The sequence below is a fragment of the Undibacterium sp. WLX3042 genome, from assembly GCF_049544825.1.
Taxonomy (GTDB): domain Bacteria; phylum Pseudomonadota; class Gammaproteobacteria; order Burkholderiales; family Burkholderiaceae_D; genus Undibacterium.
On sequence record NZ_CP186698.1, the window covers coordinates 3,548,918 to 3,569,380 of the forward strand.

At 51.1% G+C, this 20,463-nt stretch carries 28 protein-coding genes and 2 pseudogenes; 6 read left to right on the top strand and 24 right to left on the bottom strand.

Annotation, left to right across the window (positions count from 1 at the left end):
- Positions 1–146: 146 nt before the first annotated feature.
- The 20 genes from ACPAOP_RS16110 to ACPAOP_RS16205 form a co-directional block, all read right to left on the bottom strand.
- On the bottom strand, positions 147–635 hold the full coding sequence (locus tag ACPAOP_RS16110) for a hypothetical protein (RefSeq protein WP_423708694.1): 489 nt from the start codon (positions 633–635) through the stop codon (positions 147–149).
- Positions 636–740: 105 nt separating this feature from the next.
- Positions 741–1,496, bottom strand: coding sequence for a hypothetical protein (locus tag ACPAOP_RS16115; RefSeq protein WP_423708695.1), 756 nt, complete (start codon positions 1,494–1,496; stop codon positions 741–743).
- A gap of 47 nt (positions 1,497–1,543) precedes the next feature.
- Entirely contained in the window at positions 1,544–1,720 is a 177-nt protein-coding gene (locus ACPAOP_RS16120) for a DUF7210 family protein (RefSeq protein ID WP_423708696.1), read from the bottom strand.
- Positions 1,717–2,178, bottom strand: a complete 462-nt coding sequence (locus tag ACPAOP_RS16125; RefSeq protein ID WP_423708697.1) for a phage tail terminator protein — start codon at positions 2,176–2,178, stop codon at positions 1,717–1,719. The genes ACPAOP_RS16120 and ACPAOP_RS16125 overlap by 4 nt, the downstream gene beginning before the upstream one ends.
- Positions 2,172–2,585 (bottom strand): gp436 family protein, encoded by a 414-nt coding sequence (locus tag ACPAOP_RS16130; protein ID WP_423708698.1) that lies wholly within the window; start codon positions 2,583–2,585, stop codon positions 2,172–2,174. Before ACPAOP_RS16130 ends, ACPAOP_RS16125 begins: the two co-directional genes overlap by 7 nt.
- A gap of 20 nt (positions 2,586–2,605) precedes the next feature.
- Positions 2,606–2,848, bottom strand: a complete 243-nt coding sequence (locus ACPAOP_RS16135) for a hypothetical protein (protein ID WP_423708699.1) — start codon at positions 2,846–2,848, stop codon at positions 2,606–2,608.
- 93 nt (positions 2,849–2,941) lie between these two features.
- Positions 2,942–3,835: a Mu-like prophage major head subunit gpT family protein gene (locus ACPAOP_RS16140; RefSeq protein WP_423708700.1), complete on the bottom strand. Its 894-nt coding sequence runs from the start codon at positions 3,833–3,835 to the stop codon at positions 2,942–2,944.
- Positions 3,836–3,901: 66 nt separating this feature from the next.
- The gene (locus tag ACPAOP_RS16145; protein WP_423708701.1) at positions 3,902–4,321 is read right to left on the bottom strand and encodes a hypothetical protein; all 420 of its coding nucleotides are present in this window, start codon (positions 4,319–4,321) and stop codon (positions 3,902–3,904) included.
- Positions 4,322–4,393: 72 nt separating this feature from the next.
- Entirely contained in the window at positions 4,394–5,494 is a 1,101-nt protein-coding gene (locus ACPAOP_RS16150; protein ID WP_423708702.1) for a phage protease, read from the bottom strand.
- A gap of 233 nt (positions 5,495–5,727) precedes the next feature.
- Positions 5,728–6,264: a phage virion morphogenesis protein gene (locus ACPAOP_RS16155; protein WP_423708703.1), complete on the bottom strand. Its 537-nt coding sequence runs from the start codon at positions 6,262–6,264 to the stop codon at positions 5,728–5,730.
- 121 nt (positions 6,265–6,385) lie between these two features.
- Positions 6,386–7,384 carry a phage minor head protein gene (locus ACPAOP_RS16160; RefSeq protein ID WP_423708704.1) on the bottom strand — a complete coding sequence of 333 codons (999 nt, stop codon included), beginning with the start codon at positions 7,382–7,384 and terminating at the stop codon, positions 6,386–6,388.
- 134 nt (positions 7,385–7,518) lie between these two features.
- Complete coding sequence (locus tag ACPAOP_RS16165) at positions 7,519–9,063, bottom strand: DUF935 domain-containing protein (protein ID WP_423708705.1); 1,545 nt, start codon at positions 9,061–9,063, stop codon at positions 7,519–7,521.
- 10 nt (positions 9,064–9,073) lie between these two features.
- A complete protein-coding gene (gene terL, locus ACPAOP_RS16170; RefSeq protein WP_423708706.1) occupies positions 9,074–10,732 on the bottom strand; it encodes a phage terminase large subunit in 1,659 nt (552 codons plus the stop codon).
- 3 nt (positions 10,733–10,735) lie between these two features.
- Positions 10,736–11,236: a DUF1804 family protein gene (locus tag ACPAOP_RS16175; RefSeq protein WP_423708707.1), complete on the bottom strand. Its 501-nt coding sequence runs from the start codon at positions 11,234–11,236 to the stop codon at positions 10,736–10,738.
- A 3-nt stretch (positions 11,237–11,239) separates the two neighbouring features.
- Positions 11,240–11,449, bottom strand: a complete 210-nt coding sequence (locus tag ACPAOP_RS16180; protein WP_423708708.1) for a hypothetical protein — start codon at positions 11,447–11,449, stop codon at positions 11,240–11,242.
- Positions 11,446–11,748 (bottom strand): hypothetical protein, encoded by a 303-nt coding sequence (locus ACPAOP_RS16185; protein ID WP_423708709.1) that lies wholly within the window; start codon positions 11,746–11,748, stop codon positions 11,446–11,448. Before ACPAOP_RS16185 ends, ACPAOP_RS16180 begins: the two co-directional genes overlap by 4 nt.
- A complete protein-coding gene (locus ACPAOP_RS16190) occupies positions 11,745–11,972 on the bottom strand; it encodes a TraR/DksA family transcriptional regulator (protein ID WP_423708710.1) in 228 nt (75 codons plus the stop codon). The genes ACPAOP_RS16185 and ACPAOP_RS16190 overlap by 4 nt, the downstream gene beginning before the upstream one ends.
- Positions 11,965–12,534 carry a hypothetical protein gene (locus ACPAOP_RS16195; protein WP_423708711.1) on the bottom strand — a complete coding sequence of 190 codons (570 nt, stop codon included), beginning with the start codon at positions 12,532–12,534 and terminating at the stop codon, positions 11,965–11,967. Before ACPAOP_RS16195 ends, ACPAOP_RS16190 begins: the two co-directional genes overlap by 8 nt.
- Positions 12,531–13,154 carry a transglycosylase SLT domain-containing protein gene (locus ACPAOP_RS16200; protein ID WP_423708712.1) on the bottom strand — a complete coding sequence of 208 codons (624 nt, stop codon included), beginning with the start codon at positions 13,152–13,154 and terminating at the stop codon, positions 12,531–12,533. Before ACPAOP_RS16200 ends, ACPAOP_RS16195 begins: the two co-directional genes overlap by 4 nt.
- Positions 13,155–13,167: 13 nt before the next feature.
- Complete coding sequence (locus ACPAOP_RS16205) at positions 13,168–13,521, bottom strand: putative holin (protein ID WP_423708713.1); 354 nt, start codon at positions 13,519–13,521, stop codon at positions 13,168–13,170.
- A gap of 963 nt (positions 13,522–14,484) precedes the next feature.
- Here ACPAOP_RS16205 and ACPAOP_RS16210 point away from each other — a divergent pair.
- Complete coding sequence (locus ACPAOP_RS16210; protein ID WP_423708714.1) at positions 14,485–14,988, top strand: HAD domain-containing protein; 504 nt, start codon at positions 14,485–14,487, stop codon at positions 14,986–14,988.
- Here the strand turns inward: ACPAOP_RS16210 and ACPAOP_RS16215 are convergent.
- Positions 14,985–15,068 carry an H-NS family nucleoid-associated regulatory protein gene (locus ACPAOP_RS16215; protein WP_423710031.1) on the bottom strand — a complete coding sequence of 28 codons (84 nt, stop codon included), beginning with the start codon at positions 15,066–15,068 and terminating at the stop codon, positions 14,985–14,987. The two genes, ACPAOP_RS16210 and ACPAOP_RS16215, sit on opposite strands and share 4 nt — an antisense overlap.
- 271 nt (positions 15,069–15,339) lie before the next feature.
- Here ACPAOP_RS16215 and ACPAOP_RS16220 point away from each other — a divergent pair.
- Both ACPAOP_RS16220 and ACPAOP_RS16225 read left to right on the top strand, forming a co-directional pair.
- Positions 15,340–15,417, top strand: a pseudogene (locus tag ACPAOP_RS16220) (Tn3 family transposase); the annotation flags it as partial.
- A gap of 242 nt (positions 15,418–15,659) precedes the next feature.
- Positions 15,660–15,737, top strand: a pseudogene (locus ACPAOP_RS16225) (Tn3 family transposase); the annotation flags it as partial.
- Here the strand turns inward: ACPAOP_RS16225 and ACPAOP_RS16230 are convergent.
- Positions 15,733–16,008 (bottom strand): site-specific integrase, encoded by a 276-nt coding sequence (locus ACPAOP_RS16230; RefSeq protein ID WP_423710032.1) that lies wholly within the window; start codon positions 16,006–16,008, stop codon positions 15,733–15,735. The pseudogene ACPAOP_RS16225 and the gene ACPAOP_RS16230 sit on opposite strands and share 5 nt — an antisense overlap.
- Positions 16,009–16,158: 150 nt before the next feature.
- Positions 16,159–16,389 carry a hypothetical protein gene (locus tag ACPAOP_RS16235; RefSeq protein ID WP_423708715.1) on the bottom strand — a complete coding sequence of 77 codons (231 nt, stop codon included), beginning with the start codon at positions 16,387–16,389 and terminating at the stop codon, positions 16,159–16,161.
- Positions 16,390–17,274: 885 nt separating this feature from the next.
- Between ACPAOP_RS16235 and ACPAOP_RS16240 the strand changes: the two genes are divergently transcribed.
- From ACPAOP_RS16240 to ACPAOP_RS16250, 3 genes are all read left to right on the top strand, one after another.
- Positions 17,275–17,691, top strand: coding sequence for a hypothetical protein (locus ACPAOP_RS16240; RefSeq protein WP_423708716.1), 417 nt, complete (start codon positions 17,275–17,277; stop codon positions 17,689–17,691).
- 565 nt (positions 17,692–18,256) lie between these two features.
- On the top strand, positions 18,257–18,928 hold the full coding sequence (locus tag ACPAOP_RS16245; protein WP_423708717.1) for a DUF6088 family protein: 672 nt from the start codon (positions 18,257–18,259) through the stop codon (positions 18,926–18,928).
- On the top strand, positions 18,912–19,640 hold the full coding sequence (locus tag ACPAOP_RS16250; protein WP_423708718.1) for a Fic/DOC family protein: 729 nt from the start codon (positions 18,912–18,914) through the stop codon (positions 19,638–19,640). Before ACPAOP_RS16245 ends, ACPAOP_RS16250 begins: the two co-directional genes overlap by 17 nt.
- A 208-nt stretch (positions 19,641–19,848) precedes the next feature.
- Here ACPAOP_RS16250 and ACPAOP_RS16255 read toward each other — a convergent pair whose 3' ends face one another.
- Positions 19,849–20,364, bottom strand: coding sequence for a hypothetical protein (locus ACPAOP_RS16255; protein ID WP_423708719.1), 516 nt, complete (start codon positions 20,362–20,364; stop codon positions 19,849–19,851).
- Positions 20,365–20,463: the final 99 nt, after the last annotated feature.

The window sequence follows — 20,463 nt, forward strand, 5'->3', positions numbered from 1 at the left end:
ATCTTCCAGATTGTTCAAGACTTGTTTAACACCGTCTTCTGTACCGCGATTGGCAATCAGCATGAACAGAAACGACTCTTTACTTTTCCTGGTCGCCAGCCGGTCGGCAGCTTCGCTAAACGCAATGAATTGCGACCAGGTGTAGTTCAGGATGTCGTCGTAGCGGTGCCCGGCACTGACGAGTTGCTGGAATTTATCCGACCAAGCATGCTGGTCAGCAGCGTGTTTTCTTTGATCGTCTTGCCTGTTGTGTTTAACGCTTCGATCAGTTTTGGCAAGACGCGCTGGACGAAAAAATCAAGATTGACCTCTATTAGCATCGTCAGCAGTGCAACGGCATCATCGATATCTAATTGATCGATCCAGGCACGCGGTCTGTCGGCCAGCACGGCCATGAGCTTCAGGCAATCGTCCGAGTACAGCATCAGCATGCTGCTGATATCTAATGGAGAGTTCTTATCGCGGTTCAGCAGCATGTGCGCCATCGGCTGCACAGCATCTAAAACCATGGGCAGTTTGCCAATTTTGAATTGTTGGATGTGAATTTCTTCACCGTTAATAACGATGACATTGTTCTTTGGAATGACTTTTTGCAAGTCATCAGTAGATTCTTGCTGGGTGGGTGTCGTTGACATCTTCGCTCCTGGTGTATCGCTGAATGGATGTCATCCAGTGTACGGAGCGCATGAAAAAAGCCCCAGTTGAGGGGCTTCAGTGGGATGAGTATATGGTAGGCGCGTTTAAGTTTGTGCGACTTGGATAATACGTCCAAACTGACCGATTTCATCATCAGCGGGTTTGCTGGAGTCAATCAGCACCGCCGATGAGATAGCCATATCTGCATATTTATCAGTGATCAGAGCGAGATCTTTTAACGGTTCTGTGTTGACTTTATACAGTTCCACGACAATCGGTGTACCGCCTTCGGCCAGATTAATGCCTTCGTAACGGATGAAGACCTCGGACTGCTGCGCGGTGAACATCGACACGCTTTCCAGCGGAGCATGCGTGTAGGCGACCTTCAACGGTTGCGTTACACCAGCGACATCTTTAAACGTGATGGCACCAAAATCGGCATCCACATCATATTTTGCAGGGTCCAGCGTCACAGATGGGGTTGCTGAATCCGTGATGACGACGGACGACACTTTAGGATATTTCAGCGATACACGGTCACCTGCAACAAGAGCAAGAGGCAAGACCTCGCCAGTGACTGAACCGCTGACCAGGCTAGTCGGTTTACCCGACAAAGCCAGCGCCAGATTGTCTTTGCTGACTTCTTGCAGGGTCATGTCAAACGTGGCTTCTTTGCCGACCACAATGCTTTTAACGGTAGAACGTTGACCTGAGTAGGATTCTTTCAGATCGGCCTTGGTTGCTTTCAGGCCAACTTTAGCTGCAGAGACATCGCCCAGCCAGCGCTGCGCTTTGGGCTTTCCTGCAGCATCGCGGGCGGCAATATACACTTTGCCCTGTCCTAATAAATACTGTGTCATGTTGACTCCTATGTTGAGTTACTGAGTGCTGCTATAAAAAAGCCGGATTACGCTTTCTTGCCTTCGCGCTTGGCTTCGGGTACCGGCTCAGCCTGACGATCTGCAATTTTGTTATCGACCAGCCAGTCGGCATCTGCCTGGGAGACGTTCAATACACTGTCTGCTTTGTATTTAACGCCTTCATGCGTATGTTCTTTCTTCAGTTTGACGTTTTGATTACTCATGATTTTCCTATCACAAAGGTTGTTTTAAAGGCGAACGGATAGTATGCAAAGCCGTTGTCATATCCGACTTTTGGTGCGTTGATACGACGCAGTGTTGAAAAACTCTTATTGGGTGGTTGCCAGCCACTGAGCGATTTCAATAATTGAGTGATCAGTGGTCCTGCGATTTTGCGATTGCCTTTGCCAGTCGTCGGTGTTCCTGCAAATTTAACGACCAGCACTACCATCCAGTGTTGTGTCACGACCTGCGACGCGCCGGTGCTACCCTGACTCTGACTGCCTTCACCGATCTGGTCACCGATGTAAATCACATGCGCAGCAGGTTCGACTTGCCGTTTTTCCTGGACACCGGCTAAGTCTGTGGCAGTCATCACTGCTCGTAAGCTAGTCATATCTGTTTTAAGGCGATCAACTAGTAAGTCTTCCAGCTGCAGATAATCATTGGGATCAATCACCATCTGCTCCTGTCGCCAAAATCGTTACGCCCCTGACTGATCTGCACGGTGTCGACCGCTGTCGTTTTCACGCCTGCGCTATCGAGACCTAGCGATGCCTGACCACGACTGATCGCATGCAATAGCTTGGTTTGCTCGGCATAACGACGGGCGACTGGATGATCCCCATTGATGTCGCCAGAAAGAAAATAACGCGTCATATCCATCGCTATACGGCGTAACACCTCCGGGACAGAAGGCAATGGCAGTGAATAGCGCCCCTCAAGCCAGACATTAATTTCCGCTTGTGCCGTAGTGATTGCGGTATCTAATACTGCATCGTCAATCACACCGGTGTTTTCACGATCAGTGATCTGGATCAGCTCAGGCTCACCAAAGGTCGTGATCATGTCGGTTTTTGTGCAATACATCATGGCTCAGGGGCTTTCGCTTATTTTTTACCGGAAGACGTTGATTTCTTGTTTCCGTTTTCCGTGTCGTCGCTTTCGGTGCTGATCACGTCGTCGACTTCGGTTTCTAAGCTCAGCAGCGCTGATTCAGCCTGGATCGCGTCGCGCACTTCTTTTTTAATCCCATCCAGCGGAATATCTGTGGGGTCAGAAGTGAATTGATAACCGGCGCGACGAAAAGAGCCGGACTTGGCTACGACGCGCAGAACTTTGATTTTTGCCATGTGAAACTCCTGATCAAGAATGGTGGCGATAAGAACTCAAATACGAACTCTCACTGGGTGAAGCGCTTGGCTTCACCCGGATAAAAAAGCTACTTATGAGAGCCAAGGGGTGCACAGAATCTGTGCAGTGTTTTGGTAAATGTTGCTTGAACCGTTGGCGTTTTTCTCAGCCTGCAGGATCTGCAAAGCAGTGCCTTCCAGATTTGGCGGTACCACCAGCATGGTTGGACGTACACCCAGCGGTTTGCCGTTATCGCCTTTCAAAGACATCATGGCTGCACGTGCTGCACCGTATGTTGCTGGCGTTAATTCCTGTTTGGAGGCATACGCCAGCTGCCATAAACCAAATCCAACATTGCTGCGGGCATCAACGCCGTAGATGTACTCTTTAGCGTTAAAGACGTTGTCGTCCGTTTCTTTATCCATGGCGACAAAGTTGTAATCCTTACGCACCTGGTAGATGATCGGCTTAACGACTTTGCTGGTATCGAGCAAATACCATGCTGCACCAGAGCCACCGCCGAAGTTGGAAACCGAAGACGTGGAGCCATCTGCATTTAACACTGGGTGATCGGTATCGAAGAAATACTGATTGTCGTAGCATAAGGATGCAAAACCTTGTGCCAGCAGCGTAAAAATCATTTCGTCCGGATGTTGTTTGGCATCTTGTCCCAGCTGGGCAAACAAGGGCTTGAATAAGCCATAGGTATCATCTTCAATCGTTTCTTTTGGGACACCGACGGTGTTTTCCCATGACAGATTTTTAATTGAAAAATCATGTGTCATCAGGTTTTGAACGACGCGATCACCGATCCACTGACGGAAACGGGTGTTTTGACCCAGCCATGGATAGACCTCTTTCGCCGTTGACGATGGCACCATCATGGCAATCTTGTCCCAATCGACCTGTGTGTTATTGAACGTTTGCTGAAAAACCATCTTGAACGCCTGGAACAGCGCACCTAAATTGCTTTGACTAATAATCATGGATTTCTCCGGTATGGTTTGTTTGTAATGAACTGAATGCGTGAAACCGCGTTAAATCAATTCGTCTTAGAACTCGACCCAGACGCCACCAACGTCGACATCGCGGATTTTCCCGGCGACGGAACGTGTGTTCGTGCCGCTGGTCTTAGCGACAGTAGAGTCGTCAACGATGTAACAGTCGGACTGGATATCGCCCAGGGTGATCAGGTCAGCACCACCGGAATTAGAAAAGCGATAAACGTTTTCAGGGCCACGGAAAACACGCACCCGGATATCACCGTCTGCACCGGCGGTGTTATCGGTGAATGCCTGGGCTACGCCAGCTGCCTTGAGGCCGACAGCAGTTTTGCCTGCAATAGCCAGATTGTTGGCTGGATCGATAGCGACGATAGTGCCGCCGTAAATTTTTGCACCAGCCTTTACTGGGTGCTCATATACCGAGCCATCGCGACGGATGGTATTGCGGTCTGACATTGCTGCTGTCATGGGAAACTCCTTTATTGATAGAAATAAAAACTACTGTGTGTCCGCGTTTGAAACAGTCGCTTCGTCGGTTGCTTATTCAGCCAATGATTTTTTGTAGTCTTCTTTAGATAAACCGAGGGATTTACAGATAGCGATTTGCTCATCACTCAGCTCGGCATCAGGATCGCTCACAGGCGCTTTGCCTTGCGTCTGCGTTTGTTTTAACGCGGCGATGGATGGTGCACTGGCAACGAAGGCTTTCAGCGACGCCAAGTCTTTATTGCCCAATTCACGCGCCCAGGATTCTTGTGCTGGCAGGAGGCGACCTTCTTTTAACGCGACAGTCACCACATCATTGACCTCGCCAGTCTGGAACTTTGCGGTCAGTGCAGCGATCTGCGTTTGCATCGCCGTCATCGCTTCAATCGGTACAAATTTGGCAGGGTCTGGATTACCTGCATTGCCGGCACTAGTCGCTTTGAGTGAGGCGATCTCCGCATCTTTTTGTTTCAGCTCTTCTGCCTTGGCTTTCAAACCCACGATCTCTGCATCTTTGGCATCGATCTGGTCAGCTTTTGCTTTGAGCGCAGTGACTGCAGTCATAGCGTCGGCTTCAGATGTTGTTTCTGGTAGGCCGAGTTTGGCCAGTAAGGCTTTCAATACAGGATTCATAGTTTCCTCAATAGGTAGTTGCAGGGAGGTTTCGAGATTTTTCAGCGCAACTGCTTGCATGCCGTCCAGCGCTGGCGTATTGGTTAATGCGACATGCAGCATCTTGATGACTTCACCCGTGGTTTTGCTGTAAGAGAAAACTGGGCTGATGTATTTGTATTCTTTAGCGGCAATGAACGCTTTGGCTTTCTCTGTCCATTCGACGTTGATAGCGAACAAGCCAACACCTTCGCGCCATTCCATGTTTTTAAACCAGCCAGCAGCGGGCGCTGGCTGGCCATTGGCTTCTGCATTCAGCGTCTGATGTTCATAGTCGATGACCAGACTATTTGCTGCGGCTGATGCCAGCTGGATTACTCTGGCGGCGACATCTGCGTTAATGAACCAGGCAGCTACGTCAGTCGGGCGACCATCCCTGGCGCGAAAGGCACCGGATGGCGTCAGCTGCAAACCTGCCGAGCTATCAGTTGATAACTCAAACGACAGTGCAGCGATAGCGATATGGGTAGATGGATTAGGCATGCCATCACTTTGCCGACTAAATCAGCTGGCAACGAGTGGATGCACTTCAGTGGGGTCGTGATGCTTCTGGCACCAGTAATATGGGTAAATCTGATCTGGCGAATCAGATCATCATCAGACTATGCGCTTTGCAGGTAATTTAACGCCTATTTAACGCTATCAATCATTGAACGATGCCCGAATCTATATGCATGGCAAATTAAATGGCGTGGCGGCGCTGATTTTATGATTGATTATCCGCTGATGATGTCGTCCAGATAGTCTTGCATGACCTGAACAATTTCAGCCTCGGCTTGTTGCATCATACTGCCATCTGTTGCAACGGGCATAAAAGGCCGCGCAGGGATATTTCCCCATAAATGTGGAAACTGCTGCTTCGTCCCACCAAACTGCTGCATCGCTGCATAGACCATGCTGTTGCTAATCGTCACGGAATCAGCTGTAGCGACGTAACTGAATTGTCGTTGTAAGTCTCTGGACTGTCCGATCAGTGGCCGTTTATTGATTACGCGGGTTTGCCCTTTCTTTGATAAGGTCCCGTCTTTTTTATAGTTTCCACCAGTCTTTTCCAGATACTGCAGTATCGTGGCTTCGCTGTTCGCGGCCCACGGTGTGCCATCAGGCGAAGCAGAATTGTCAAAGCTGCGCTTGCTGATCTCCGTAACGACTTCACCAATGGCTCGCATCGCTGGCTCGCTGTTGCCAGTCTCCGCCATGATGCGTTTAAGCATCGTTTGGATATTGCCGTCGTTGTAGGTGATTTCTAACATGACTTGCCTATTATTTGTGCTATATTGTCTATTAAGGGTGAATGATCGTCAGGCTGACTTAGCCTTGCGCAAGCATGATGAGCTAATACGGGTAGCCAACCGTGGATCAGTTACCCCACCTTTATTTAACACGTACAGCATTAACAGGAACTTGTTTTCTGTCATTCCTGAACAACGTTAAAAAATAATTCTTTAACTTGTCGTTGGTTCGCTTCAATACCGCCCTGTACTGAACGTCATTAAAGTATAAGTACATCAACCGTGTATCGCCTTGTTTATAAATTTCCGTCTCTTCGCTATCGATAATCTGTTGAACCTTCAGATAATCATCCAGCGTTATTTCTGGATGTTTAGCAATATGATCTGCAATTGAGACATCAGAAATAAGTACCGTCGCATTGTCTGATTGAATTAAATCCTGATCTGCTTTACTTAACACAGCAAACGGGAATTCTCCTTTGATTTCTCCGTTAAAGAAGCGCTTAAATAAGTTGCTGCGAATCAGATACTGCACATTCTCTTTAGCAATTTCCCTATCCCAGTTTTCTAACTTGTTACGCTGTACTCGCAAAAGTTGCGTTGCAGATGACTCTCCTGGTGCATACTCAAACCCGACATCGATGCCTTCAGTGTCTCCAGCTGGCGGCGCATTGGCAGGGCCACGACCATTGGCGACGGCACGCATAAATGCTGCTTTGGTTACTGGAATGACACGGCACTGACAGCCCCAGCCATTGGGCGGATAGTGTTGTTTCCAGAATGAATGATCTGGTGGTAGCGTTAAACCGTCCCAGCTTTGATGCAGCGGTCGGGGATAAACCACGCTGTCGCTATGCTTGTACTGCCAGTACGGCATGGCTTTTAACAGTTCCGGATCATTCAACTGCTGCCAGCGGCCAGCGGCGTAACTGGTGGACATATTGGTTTGGTAGATCACTTTGGTACGCCATGCGGTACGTGCTGCCGATTCTTCACCAGTCCAACCCGTCCAACCATGTTTGGCGACGATCTTTTTAAAGTCTTTTCTGAATGCTTCTATACCTGTACCGGATTCAATCGCCTTGGTGATTGCGCCTCGCAGATCAACCAACAGATCCGCACTTTGCGCACCGGCAACCATAAACGCCTTATCGTGCGCTTGGCGCATGATGTCATCCCACGCTTCACTCGGCAGATTCAGTTTGCGTTTAAAAAAAGCCAATTGCTCTGCAAACGGCTTATTCCAAGGTGGTAGCGCTTCGTAGACTGGCATGGCTACTGACCAGTTTTAACGTCAAACATGCCTGCCAGCTGCGCCAAGGCGAAGCCTTGCGCCATCACTGACTGCAGATCTTCCAATGGCAAACCACTATACGCAGCCAATAGTTGATTTTGCAGCGTCGGCAGGTCTGGTGCCTCAGCGACCATTTGCTGCACGTGGTCGACAACTTGCGACCAGGCATCATCGTTTTCTTGTTCAGCACGTTGTTGCAGCTGTTCTTGTGGATTGTCCTGCGCTTTTAACGCCACACGATTCACAGCGATTACATCTGCCTTAACCGGCGTTTTTGTTGCTACCAGCACCGGCTCACCGTTTTGTGCCGCTGGAATAGATAGCTTACGCTGCGCCCATGAAACGGGGATTTGCATACCGACATTGACCAGATTTGGTAATGCTGATGCAATTTTCTGGAAGTCTTCTTCTTCACCCAGATCGAAATGGAAACGTGGCATCCGCCGTGGGTCGTTGATCTGCTTACCATTGAGCATTGCCAATGGATATAACAGATCACGCGTCAATGTTGCCGCCAATTGTCGGGCATCCGATGCCAGGATCTCGCGGCGTACTTCATTATGTATCTTACCGAGTGCATTAGTAGATGATTTACCATCTGCCTGACTGGTCAATGTGGCACCGAGAATCGCTTTAGACTCTGATTGCTCCGCCCAGGTAATCATCGCCTGGAACGGATCATGACTACCAATCGAGGCGTTTTGGAAGTCGATGGACATGCCTTCCGGAATAATGCCAGCTGCAGCATGACCCAGCATTGTCACAGCGCGTAACAGTGTCGCCTTTTCAGCATCGCCGGTGCCGGGTGGATATTTACCCAGTCGAATAGGCAGACCGTGTATCTCCAGTAGCTCGGCCAAGTCTCTGACGGCATAGTTTTTAAACAAAAATGGCCATGCCAGCATCCGATGCAGGCCAGTCCGTGCTAATGGCCCCGTTCTGGCCCGGTGTTTATGTACGATCCAGCCGAACGGAATTAACTCAGCGCCATCGGATGAATTGTCGCGCAAGCGCAGCTCATTCTGATTAAAGCGACTAACGTTAAACCAGCTTGGTGGACGATGAGTGATTTCCTTGGTTAGCCACTCTTTCCCCAGCATCTGCCATTCAATCTCCAAACAAGCATAGCCGTGACCAACGCCGTCCAGCGCATCAATCATGGTCGTATCCAGCGATGCAATATCCTGCACCATCTCCGTTAAATACGCAGCAAGGCTTTTTTCTTCGGCACTGGGATTACGTGGTGGCCGTATTTCATACTCAATTGACAGTATCGCGCCTTTACGCTTGCTCATTTCCGCATAGATATGAGCATCTTTTTCTTCCATATCTGCGAACAGCTCGGCCTGCGCAGTCAGGTTACCTTGCTCTGCCTGCTGCATGATGGATGCCAGACGTACAGGCGTTAAACCGCGACTTGGATGATTGGCATACTCCATGTGTAACTGCTGCAGCTTTGCTGTTTGCGGTTCATGCAGGATCTCGCTTTGAATCGGCTTACCCCATTGATCAACTATATTCGCCATATTTTTCTCTCTACCAGGCACCATCGCCTGAATCTATGTCGTCATCATCTTGACTGCCTGATGCCTCATTGCGACCACGCTTACCAGCTGCCTCAAATTCAAATGACGCAAATCCAGTCGTCGCCAGCATCCACAGCATTTGCAGGGCATCTGGTCCATCATCGTGATCTGCTTTAGGAAAATGTCTAAGCTGATCAATCAGCGTCGATTGGCTGGTGTGTAAGCGAATCAGGCCATTGGCCATGTGCGGTTGCATTGATTCAATCCGGAGGATCTTGTCTGTCGATGGGATCAATGCCCGTGCTGGTACGGGTATCTTTCGCGCTGCAGAGCGCTTGACCAGTTCCGTTCGCATGAATTCCTGGAACTGGACGGATTCGACACCCCAGATCAAGCAGCGATAGATTTTCTGGTAGGCGATCACGTCTTCTATGATCTTGTCCGGTAAGCGCTTCTTGATGCTGGCTTCGACCACATCCAGCACGCCCGTCTCGCGGTTCATACCGCCGACCAGGATAGCGGAAGGGTCACGGCTGCGGCCTTGTTTTCCCAGGGATGGATCACATGCTCCAAAGAACAGCCATTCGGCAAGGCGATTTACCCAAAAGTGAATACAGTTGGCAAACGGTGCATCTTCGCCGGACACTGGATCATTCTGCTGCTCGGAATCGAACGCTTCTTTGCCGTCACGCGCCCGTTTGACCATCAATTTGTAAAAACTGGTTCCGCCTGGCCAGCAGATCTTTGCACCGGCATCCATACCAGGATTTGCTCGGTAGAAGTCCAGCGCCTCTTGTTCACCGTCGTTTAATAGTATTTCGGTCCACGTATCCCAGATAGCCATGTTCTCTGGCCACTGTTCAACTGCGCGGAATTTCTTGCCGCGCCAGAGTTTGTTATTGATCAGTCTGGACAGTACCGAGTCGTAGTGAAGAATGGTACCGATGATGAATACGTCCAGACTGTCATCGGCATAACCGAGCGACAGCAGACTTTTTAACACCCACGTCATCAGCTTGTCGCGCTGTTCCGGAGAGCGCACGTTTTCGTCATTCTCGAGATCGTCACCGATCACCAGATCCGGACGATACGGTCCATGACGGCGACCCCGTATCTTTTTACCTGATCCGAATACTTCAACCTTGATATCGTTCCTGGTAACGATCACACCTACTTGCCATACACGGCCTTGGCCTGTCGCCTCCGGAAAGTCAATCAGCAAGCGCGGGTTAAACTCCAGCTCGGCTTTGATCGCTTCCAGCATTGGCAATGCCTGGTCAAGCGCATCCATAACGATCAGCGGGTATTTCTTACGGCCTGTGACGATGCACCAGAGCGTACCGATCTGCGTGATCAGCGTTGATTTAGCATGGCCACGTGGTGCGGCTACTGCATCGTGATCGCCAATGTCGTTATCAACGACCTCCTGAAAGCGGTCGTATAGGTACTCATGCACGGTCGCTGGCGAGTGCTTGATGTAGTGAGGAAAATAGGTTTGCGCAAAAAAGCGAAAGGAAGCCATTGCCTGCAGGCGTCGCTCACCAATTCTGGCCGGATCAGGATCAAAGCCATCACACTGCGATTCAATCGCCAGACGCATGCCTGCCGCCAGATCAGCGACCTGGTTGCGGAATTCCTTTTTTGTGAGTGCCGGGGTTTTCTTTGCCATACTTTACCCGTATGTTTTCGCCAATTCATCACCGAAAGGCTCCAGCACCTCTGTGAAGGCATTGGCATGTTGTGGGTAGTGGGTACGAATGAAACTAGCCAGCTTTTGCACGACTTCCATTGCTGTTGCCAGCTCAGATGTCTCAGGCATGATGCGTTTGCTGGCACTGATCGTTTTATTAAATGCATCAGCAAGGCTGGCAAGTAATTGCACTTTTAACGCTGGTGCTATTTTGTCGTTACGTGTCAGCTCATCCATTGATGCCTGGTACTGCGTGACCAGTCCTGCCAGCATCTGGCGACCAATGTCCTCAATGCTTCCGCCTGATAGCAACTGTGCTGACTGTGCTTTGTCCCAGTTGTCACCACTCTCTGCAGACTGATTTTTCCAACGACTGGCCGTACCATAAGAGACACCACATTTCATCGCCGCCACTTCCAGTGACAGACGATCAAAGACGTAGGCACGTCGTACCTTATCGCGGGTTTCTTGTGGGTGTGCCATGTGTTACAGACCCAGCTTGATTTTTGCAAACGAGATAGCTGTAGCAACAATGCCGCCAGAAATGGCACCTCCGACAGCACCATGAATGGCAGCAGTCTTTTTCATTGTTTCAAAACCCTCATCGAGAGCATCAACTTTCTTGTCGATTTTGCGCAGCAGACGCAGCTCTTCACTGACTTCAGTATCGACGGTTTTGTTTTCTGTTGGAGTCATGGCTTATCTGCTTTCATATCAAGTTTGTCAAAAAGACGATCTACTTTTGCGGCAACAACATGGATGGCATCCATCATCTCTGCGCGGCCATTGGTCACATCTGAACGTTGTGCGAAGTTCATCGCACACTGCAACTTGTACTCGTGGAGTTCCCTGGTCAATGCAGATATCTTTGATGCAGCAGCATCGATGTCGGATTGTTGCCGCGTCATCCATTGCCGGATAAAAAACGCCAGGCAAATCAGTAGCAAGTTCAGAACGATCGAAAATATCTGTGCACCGGTTAAATCAATTGTCATCGTTTCCCCCTACGTTCTTGACGAGACTGACAACTGATGCAGCGAACACAACCCGGCATTGCTTTACGACGTTTTAACGGTATGTTGTCACCACAGTCTTCACAAAACTCAGCACTGTCTACCAGAGTCTTACCCGTTAAATTCGCCCGCCGTGCCTGTTCATTTAACGCACGTTCACGCTCTTGCTGCTCTAATTCTGCTGCGTGGTCAAAAACATCAGTCATGTTGTCCGGCTCCGGCTGGAAGATGCCAGGCGATTAATGCGTCGAGTCGCGCTTTGCAGGTGCCGTATTGGGTGATGACGATGTTTGCCCAGCTTGCGATGTCGGTATCGGTGGCTGCTTCGTCTTCGATGTTGGTATCGCTGGCAATGGTTCCACTGGCCGCAACAGGCTCGCTGATGGGCGTGGACATGCTTGCAGTTGTACTTCTTTCGGCGGTACGGTTGTTGAGCATGCTGACAGTGCGCTGATTAAGACAAGCGCGGCCAGTCGTGTTGCGTTGGATTTCACGTTGCATCTCCGATTGTGTAATGGTTAAACGTTGTGCCGTTATATCCAGCTCTGTCTGCAATGCATCAGACCTGTCATTGGCTTTCTGAATGCGGTTCAGAGCAGCTGCATTGGTTGATTCGATGTCAGTGCTACGCTGCAGTTCTAACGACTTGATTGTGGTTCGTGCATCTGCAAGCTCAGCGACATAAAACCCGTGCGTCATTAAAATTCCTATGACGAGGCCGATCAGCAGGCAAATCGTTGCGGCGACTTTGTCGAATACGGGGATCATTGTTCACTCACTGTTCTGCCCCACGTCGCATATTGTTGCTGCAGGCGATTGAGGATGCGTTGTGGATAGCCTAAGTTTTCAGGGCAATGGATTTTGCTGCGCCGGGCATTGCCGCAGGCGGCATCGATGGCGGCGTGATTTAACGCTGGCGTGACAGTGGCCGCTTCTTTTTGCCAATGCCCCAGACCGCCGTTGTAAGAGCGTAAGGTCGCCCACCACTTGTCGTACTCAGTATTGCCAGCAACCCGCTGGTATAGCCAGTAGTCATACCCGACCAGGGCGCGTAGTGACCATATTGGGTTGGTTGGCTGGCAATCGATAGCAGATAGTTTATTGAGACTGCACCACCACTGTGCCGTTGCTGGCATAAATTGCGCCATACCTTTGGCTCCGACAGGCGACATTGCAGTGGGATTCCAGCCGCTTTCCTGGTGCAACTGGGCTGCAAAGACAGGAACCGGTGCATCCAGCCCAAACGTCTGCCGCGCAATACGCGTTAAATCGCCCCGGTGTTGATGCGCTGCCTGCGGAATTTCCTGACAATGGGCAGATGCTGCACCTAAGACGGCCAACGTGAAGATATAGGCAAAGAAGAGCAGCAACGCTAACAACGCTTTCATGCTGTCGCGCATATTACGCACCCAGGCCAACAGCAATCATAGCCGCCGCCACGATGACAGCACGTCGTAGCATTGATGCAGCGAGCAGCAGATCGTTTTGCAGGAACGTTTCTAACTCGAATTGCAGCGGTGCGTCTTCTACTTCGACGGTGTTTTCAATCGTTTCCAAATCTGTGGCCATGAATGAGTCAGGGCGAGCATACGGAAACAAGCTACGATCCAGCCAGTAGCCAACTACACCAGCGATGGCGATCAGATTGATTTTGTAAATAGAGACAGGGATTTGTTGCGGCGACAGGGCTAAGATCAGCAACGACAGCACCAGTGCGCCGAGTAGCCAGTCGGTCATGCGGGGGAGAGTTTTCATAGCAATCCTTGGTAGTGGTTTAAGTCAATGTCTGACGTACCAAGGATATGTATTTAATACTGTAGCAACAGTTGGATGGTGTTCATGGGAATAACAAAGGCCGCTTGATGCGGCCTTTGTGAGCCTGTAAGAATTTCTGTGTAAATGCCACGGAACAAGTCAGTGATCGTATTTTTGAATGCGATCACCAAACTCAATCATAAAACGATTTAAGGCCATACGCCAATTGTGCTGTGCCGCACAGCTCCCCTCAGCCTAAACAACACGCCGCTTCCCAGCGGTGTGATGCCATCATCTAGCAAATCAACATCCGGCTCAAGACGGCGTTGGCTTTACGCTTACGCTTAATCGATTAAGAATCGATGCTTATTTAATCTATTTCATCGCAAATCGATCGTATTTTTTCCGCAAATTTATCGTGAAGTAATCGTAGCTTGACCATAAATCGGCCGCAAATCTATCTCAAATTTGCAGCACTTTTTACACCACGGCAAAGGACAGGATGCCAGATATGTGCCTGTGGCACATATCCAGGGTTTCGCCAGCTTGGTCGCTGCGCGCCCGTCGCAGTCAACTCAGGGCTTCGCCCCGAGACCCGTTGTGCTGCCGCAGGCTTTGCGACAAGCGAGATCTACCTGGCGGCATCGGCCAGGTGTGCAAGGAACGATTACAGGCCCATGGTGGCGTTTTTGGGGTCTAAGGTGCAACGGAACGTAAAACCGGGTTAGCCGGTGAGGTGAAGAGTGAAGGCCCGGAAAACGGAAAAATAGTACGCTAAGAAGGGCTCGTGTTGGCGCCGATGTAAAATTGATCCAGGCTACCGATTTCAACTGACCCAACTCAAAACATTTGGAACCGTTGCTGTACGTGGGTTTGCTGACCATTGACGTGGATCACCGAAAATCGGCAGCTTGGATCAATTTTACGTCGGCGCCAACACCTTGTCCCAGCGATAGCAGCCACATGTTAATTTTTCTCGACTACGACGGCGTGTTGCACGACTATGGCAGCACAACTCAAGACCTGTTCCGCCACGCGCCACGGTTTGCTGCGGTCCTGCGCGATCACCCGAATATTGAGGTCGTCGTTTCGTCAGATTGGCGCAAGGACGCCGGCAGCGTGGCCGAACTGGCGGCATATTTCGCGGTGGACGTGCGCCATCGCTTCGTTGGCCGAACCGGCATCGACAGCGGCGCCACGCAGCTACGCAGGCGCGAACGCGAGTGCTGGCAATGGCTGTGCGTCCATGGCCGAGAGCATGAACGCTGGATTGCCATTGACGACTCGCTGGATAACTTTGGCCAGGACTTGCCGGGCGCTGGGGCAGTGCTGTTCACCGACCCTGGTGCCGGCCTCGATGCCGAGGCGGTGGCGATCCTGTGCGCCATGATCTTGGAGTCGACGCCGGTAACACGGTTTTGCTACGACCGTGCAAGCCTGCGCGGTTGGCCTCTATGGGTAGTTTAGACGCGCACCAGGTCTAATGATTTTCCCGATTCGATCCATTCTTTAATCCACTTCGGCTGTCTAGACCCAAACGAGACGATCTACGTGGCCTTCTAATGCTCGCAGTTAGCGCGAGCAACCGTTTCAACCGCCGTGTGCGGACCCGTATTCCGGGTGATGTGGCAGGAGGCACTACAGGCCGCACATGACGCCGCGATGGACAACGCCCTCGACTGGATGAACTCGCACGCTGACCAACTGCAGGGTGTGGGTGCAATCACGAAGATTCATCACACCGGGCGGCCAGCCGCCCCTTGCAGAGCCGCGAAATAGGCTGACTGTTGGCGCAGACTTCGTCATTTCACCCACACCCGCATCGAGCGCACGCTGTTCATCCTGGACTGGCTGCAGAACGTCGAACTGCGCCGGCGCGTGCACGCAGGGCTCAGCGCGGAAAGTGGGCAGCGGCGTGTTCCTGCCAGTTGAAGGCATCGCCGATGCGGAGGAGGCACTACAGGTCGCACATGACGCCGCGATGGACAACGCCCTCGACTGGATAACTCGCACGCTGACCAACTGCCGGGTGTGGGTGCAATCACGAAGATTCATCACACCGGGCGGCCAGCCGCCCCCCCTGTAGAGCCGCGAAATAGGCTGACTGTTGGCGCAGACTTCGTCATTTCACCCACACCCGCATCGAGCGCACGCTGTTCATCCTGGACTGGCTGCAGAACGTCGAACTGCGCCGGCACGTGCATGCAGTGCTCAGCGCGGAACTGCGCTTACAGCTCGTCCAGCCAACGTCATCTTGTCCGGACGCAGATAGTCGAACAACGATGATAGCGCCGCCAGCTTGCGCCGGATCGTCGCGCCGGCCAATGACCGGCGCTCCAAGTCGCGGCGCCAGGCGAGCAGATGAGAACGCGTGAGGCTACGGAACTGCTCGGGCTGGGCAATCCCCGTAAAGGCCATGAACTCGCCCAAGTCCGCTTGGTAGGCGCGGCGCGTTTGCGTGTTGTCGATGTTGGCGAACCAGGTCATCGTCGGCGGCACGTCGGCCAGTTGCTGAAAGTGCTCGGCCTTCAACCGTCCCGGCCGGCCTGACTGCAAATCGCTAGACTCGGCTGGGCGCGCAGACCTTATCAATTCGTTTTCCTGATCTATTCGTGCTGGTAGAGCGGGCGATATGAATTACAACTCAGCGCCAAGATGTTTCAGGGTCCACTGGTTTGCCTCTTCCAAGGTCTTGAAGTGCAAGCTTCCCATGTTCATTTGCTCAGCAGAGACAAAACGCACATTTACCCACTGCTCTCCTTTCGCAGCGTCCACCCTGGATAACTCGGCTATGGCTACCAGATCAAGATTAAGCATGACGACCTCTTTCGGTTTCTTTCCCTGGTCAATACGAACGAATTTGCTCATGTACGGCCCTTATCAAAATGCACACTCTACACCAACGCGTAGCTTGCATCTACTATTGATAACGGTTTTATCAATAGTAAAAGCATGCGCGTATCTTGTTGTGCTGCTCGATTGTTGGCGCTGACGCAGAATTGACCCAGACTGCTGGAAATCGTTGACCCACCCCAACACCCTGTAGACGTAAGCCCAGTGCAAGTCTGAGCGGGAAAGACTTGGGGCAGTCAACATCAGCGCCTGGGTCAATTCTGTGCCAGCGCCAACAGGGCAATGTGCCATGCCGGGAAAATTCCGCCGTTTGATCAACAATGCGACAGAACCGATCGAGAGCATAGTTTGGCGATGCCGGTCAGGAATTCATAGATGGGACGGCTGGACGCTTACGGTTGAAAAGTCAAAAATTTATTTTTTCAACAGTCTGCTAGATGTTATATATAATATAAATCTTGCCAATTAGGTGAACTAGATAATAAAAATTATCTGTAAATATAAACCAAAAAGGAAGTCAAATGGAAGTATTGATTGGAGTAGTTATTTTATTTTTTATTTTATTTTATTTATAGTTTACAGAAATTATTTTGGGGAAGAGGCAAAGGAAAAATCTTTAAAATCGATTGTTGAGGCTACCGTAAGATTGGGCGTTCCTAGGGTTGATGTTAGTGTCATACTAGCTACTGAAATGCCACAACTTTCTGTGTTACTAGCAGGCACAGCGCTCCCACATTGCACTATAAGCAATCTGCCAGTGCATGAGCGCATGGCACACTGTATAAAGATTATTTATGACAAAGAAATTAAAACGAAATAACCAGACAACTGGCTGGTTGGGTAAATTCGGAGCTAGCGCCCACACTCCAGTTAAATTTTCCTCTAAATGACAGGTAATCCATGTTTCAACTTCGTCTTATTCGCATCAGCCTGATACTTACTGCTCTTGTGATAAACCCTACGCATGCTCAGATCACTTGGAAGAACGTGACAAGCAATCCACTGCCAGATCCATCACGCCAAATGGAGGCGGCTCGGGGCTCTATGAACGGTGGGTTCGACCAACTTAGAAACATGGTTAACGATCAAGAAAATATCGATCGCGACAATTGGAACATCCGGAAGAACAACAATACTCAAGATTATTTGGATGCCTTGTATCGCTACAAAACTGTAAAAGATCTGCTGGCTAACCAAGAAGCCCTCGATCAGAAGCGCATAGGTTACGGTGCGCAGATCGACCGGGACGTAGCACGCAGTGCCTTCGACGGCCGCTTATCCACCCTAATGCAGCAGGAACGGTCTTCTGTGAAGTAGGGGTTGACCTTGTTCGCCCACGCGTGCAGACAGCAACTGCAGAAAAGGTGATTGATCAGCGCTTCCTTAGGGGAGCAAACAGGATGCGCATCGGCTGCGCTTTGCTTTGCGTCTAAAGTGAACTTTAAGCGTGCCGACGTGTAGCACAAGACCTAAAACCTGCGACGCCCGGAGCGGCCGCGATGTCCCGGGCACTGGCGTGTCGCGCATGTTTGTTGCAGAATGGCAGGTAAAACATGAGGCACCATGCGCGATCCGAACGACCCCGGTACTCTGGACCTGATCAGCGGCCGCTTGCTGCTCGGCTATCGTCTCATTGGGGTCTAGACAATCGGGCGACGATGTCTCGAATGTGCCGTATCAACCCATGTGAGACGCGGAAAGTGTCTCGATGGCAGCGCCTCGCATGGGTGTACTTCAACAGTACAGTACCGTACGAACGGATCTAGGTAGAGGTAATGGTTTGCTTGCGATTCGGCATATTGAGTTTTTGTAATCGATTGATTATAAATGACAAAATCAGACTTTGCTATAATGTGTATATGCCACTCAACAGGTACATATCGTGAAAATCCAAACTCGCATCCTGTCGTCAATCAGACACCGTCAGGGATCCGTCGTCTTGCGGCGCGATGTGGCTAGCCTTGGCAGTGCGTCTCAGGTGTCCAAGTCGCTCAATGCGCTGCTGATGAAAGGTGTCATCGTCCGCGTTGGCGTCGGGATCTACGTGAAGTCGTTCAAGGATGCTGCGACCGGAGCGATAACGTTGGCAGCCTCGGCTGAAGACATCGCGCTTGAGGTTTTTAGCAAGCTGGGAGTGACCGTACGCATCGAACAGAATAGCGTTTCTGATGCTGCTGCCACCAATGTCTTAAAGCTTGACACCGGTTCACACCGAATCAACCGACGCCTGTCGATCGGGCGCACATCAGTCACTTACGTACAGCCGCACTCGTACAAGTCTGCACATTCCCTGACTGCGCCACTGCACATCCCCAGAGAAGGGATCAGCAAGTTTGTGAAGCTCCTGGCTCGCAAACACCATATTTCCTATACGCGTACCGCCGGCGACGAATGGGCTGAGGCGGTGACGCGCCTAGCGGGCGACGACGTTCGCTCCGACGGGACCGGTGACCTGCTCGTTGCGCTCAAGCGCGCTCACAAGTTGAGCGACCGCGAAATGACCACGCTGCTCATCAGTCATCAGCGGGAGATACGCCGTGTTCGATCCATTTAAGGATTTCGACGCGGCAGGTTACCTGCGCAATTTCGAAGGCGAGAAGGACCTCAGCATAGTCAAGGTGATCGAGCACGATCTGTTCCGTGCCAATCTGCCGGAAGCGGTAGCCTACCTCGCACGACAAAAAAACCTTACGTACCTCAATTTTCTTAAGGTTCACCATATCTTGTTCCAGGGCTTCTATCCCTGGGCTGGCAAAGATCGGAAAACAACGGCACCTGAAAGTTCCATCAACAAGGGGGAAACCATATTTTCTCATCCATTTCACGCGGTGCTGGCGGTCGACCAGGGCCTGCGACTAGGCCAGGACAAGAAGACTATGAGTGCGCGGCCAGGCGAGGTGATGGGCTTGTTTGCATATGGCCACCCATTTCTTGATGGCAATGGACGGACTATGCTACTTGTGCATGCGGAACTGTGCCGGCGAGCTGGTTTTTCTATCTCATGGGAAAGTACGCGTAAGAACGACTACCTGCTTGCTCTAACAAACGAGATAGCCTCTCCAGGCAAGGGCATCTTGGATCGCTACCTGCTTCAGTTTATAGGACCACCGCAAATCAGTGAGGCGTGGATCAATACCGCGACGACGCTCCAGGGCTTGGACGGCACAAGTACGCAGGACGAAATTGGTGGCACCTTTAACGATCCCGTCGTAGTTGCCGAATACCAGCAGTTTGAGCGGCAGCGCGGCTACGAGATCAAGGCGTAGTGTTGACGCCGATGCCAAATTGACCTAGGTGGCCGAAAAGCGCTGCCCCACGTCAATGCTAGGAAAACCTAGGCCCCATGCGGCTTACGGCCAGCGTACATGGGTCAGTCAAAGTCGGCGCGGTGGGTCAATTTAGCGTCGGCGTCAACAAACGATAGCCGCCGGCTCCCTAGTGGGAGTCAAAACCCGACGTCCCGACAGTGCGCCGTTAGCCTCGCACAGTGATTTCGATGTCCGATGGTTCGACGCCGAAAGTCTGAGCAAGGCCGGCTTTGGCCTCTGCCATCGTGAGCGGTCCAACTTGACGCTTTGCCTCTGGCACTGGCTCTTGCTCTGGCATCGGGTGGAATTCAAGCTCATCCGGTTTGATGCCGAACTGTTCCAGGTTGGTGTACAGGACAGGGTTACGGTTGCCTGGCCAGGCATTTTCAACGTCAATTTCTGCATACTCGCTAAAGACCAGACGCCAGCGGTTTTCGCAGTCGTCTTCCTTGGAGCGCGCCACTTCTTTGAGCTTGCCGACCACGAACGCCGTGTGATGCGGGGCCGAGACGTGGCCCCAGTCATCGGTGAATCCTCGGTTTTGGATGCAGACAACGTACTGGCACCCGCGTGCGCGCTTCGCATCCAGCACCCAAGCCTGGGAGCCACCTTCTTCCAAAATTTTCTCAATACCACGTGCGGTAAGCACGCAAACGACACTGTTTTTATCTATAGTTTCCATCAAATTTCCCTTTAAAGTAAAAAAAGTATGATTAAACTATAGCAAAAGTATAGATACTTTGCAAAAAATTTATTCGTGGACGGTATTGACTGTTTTGTG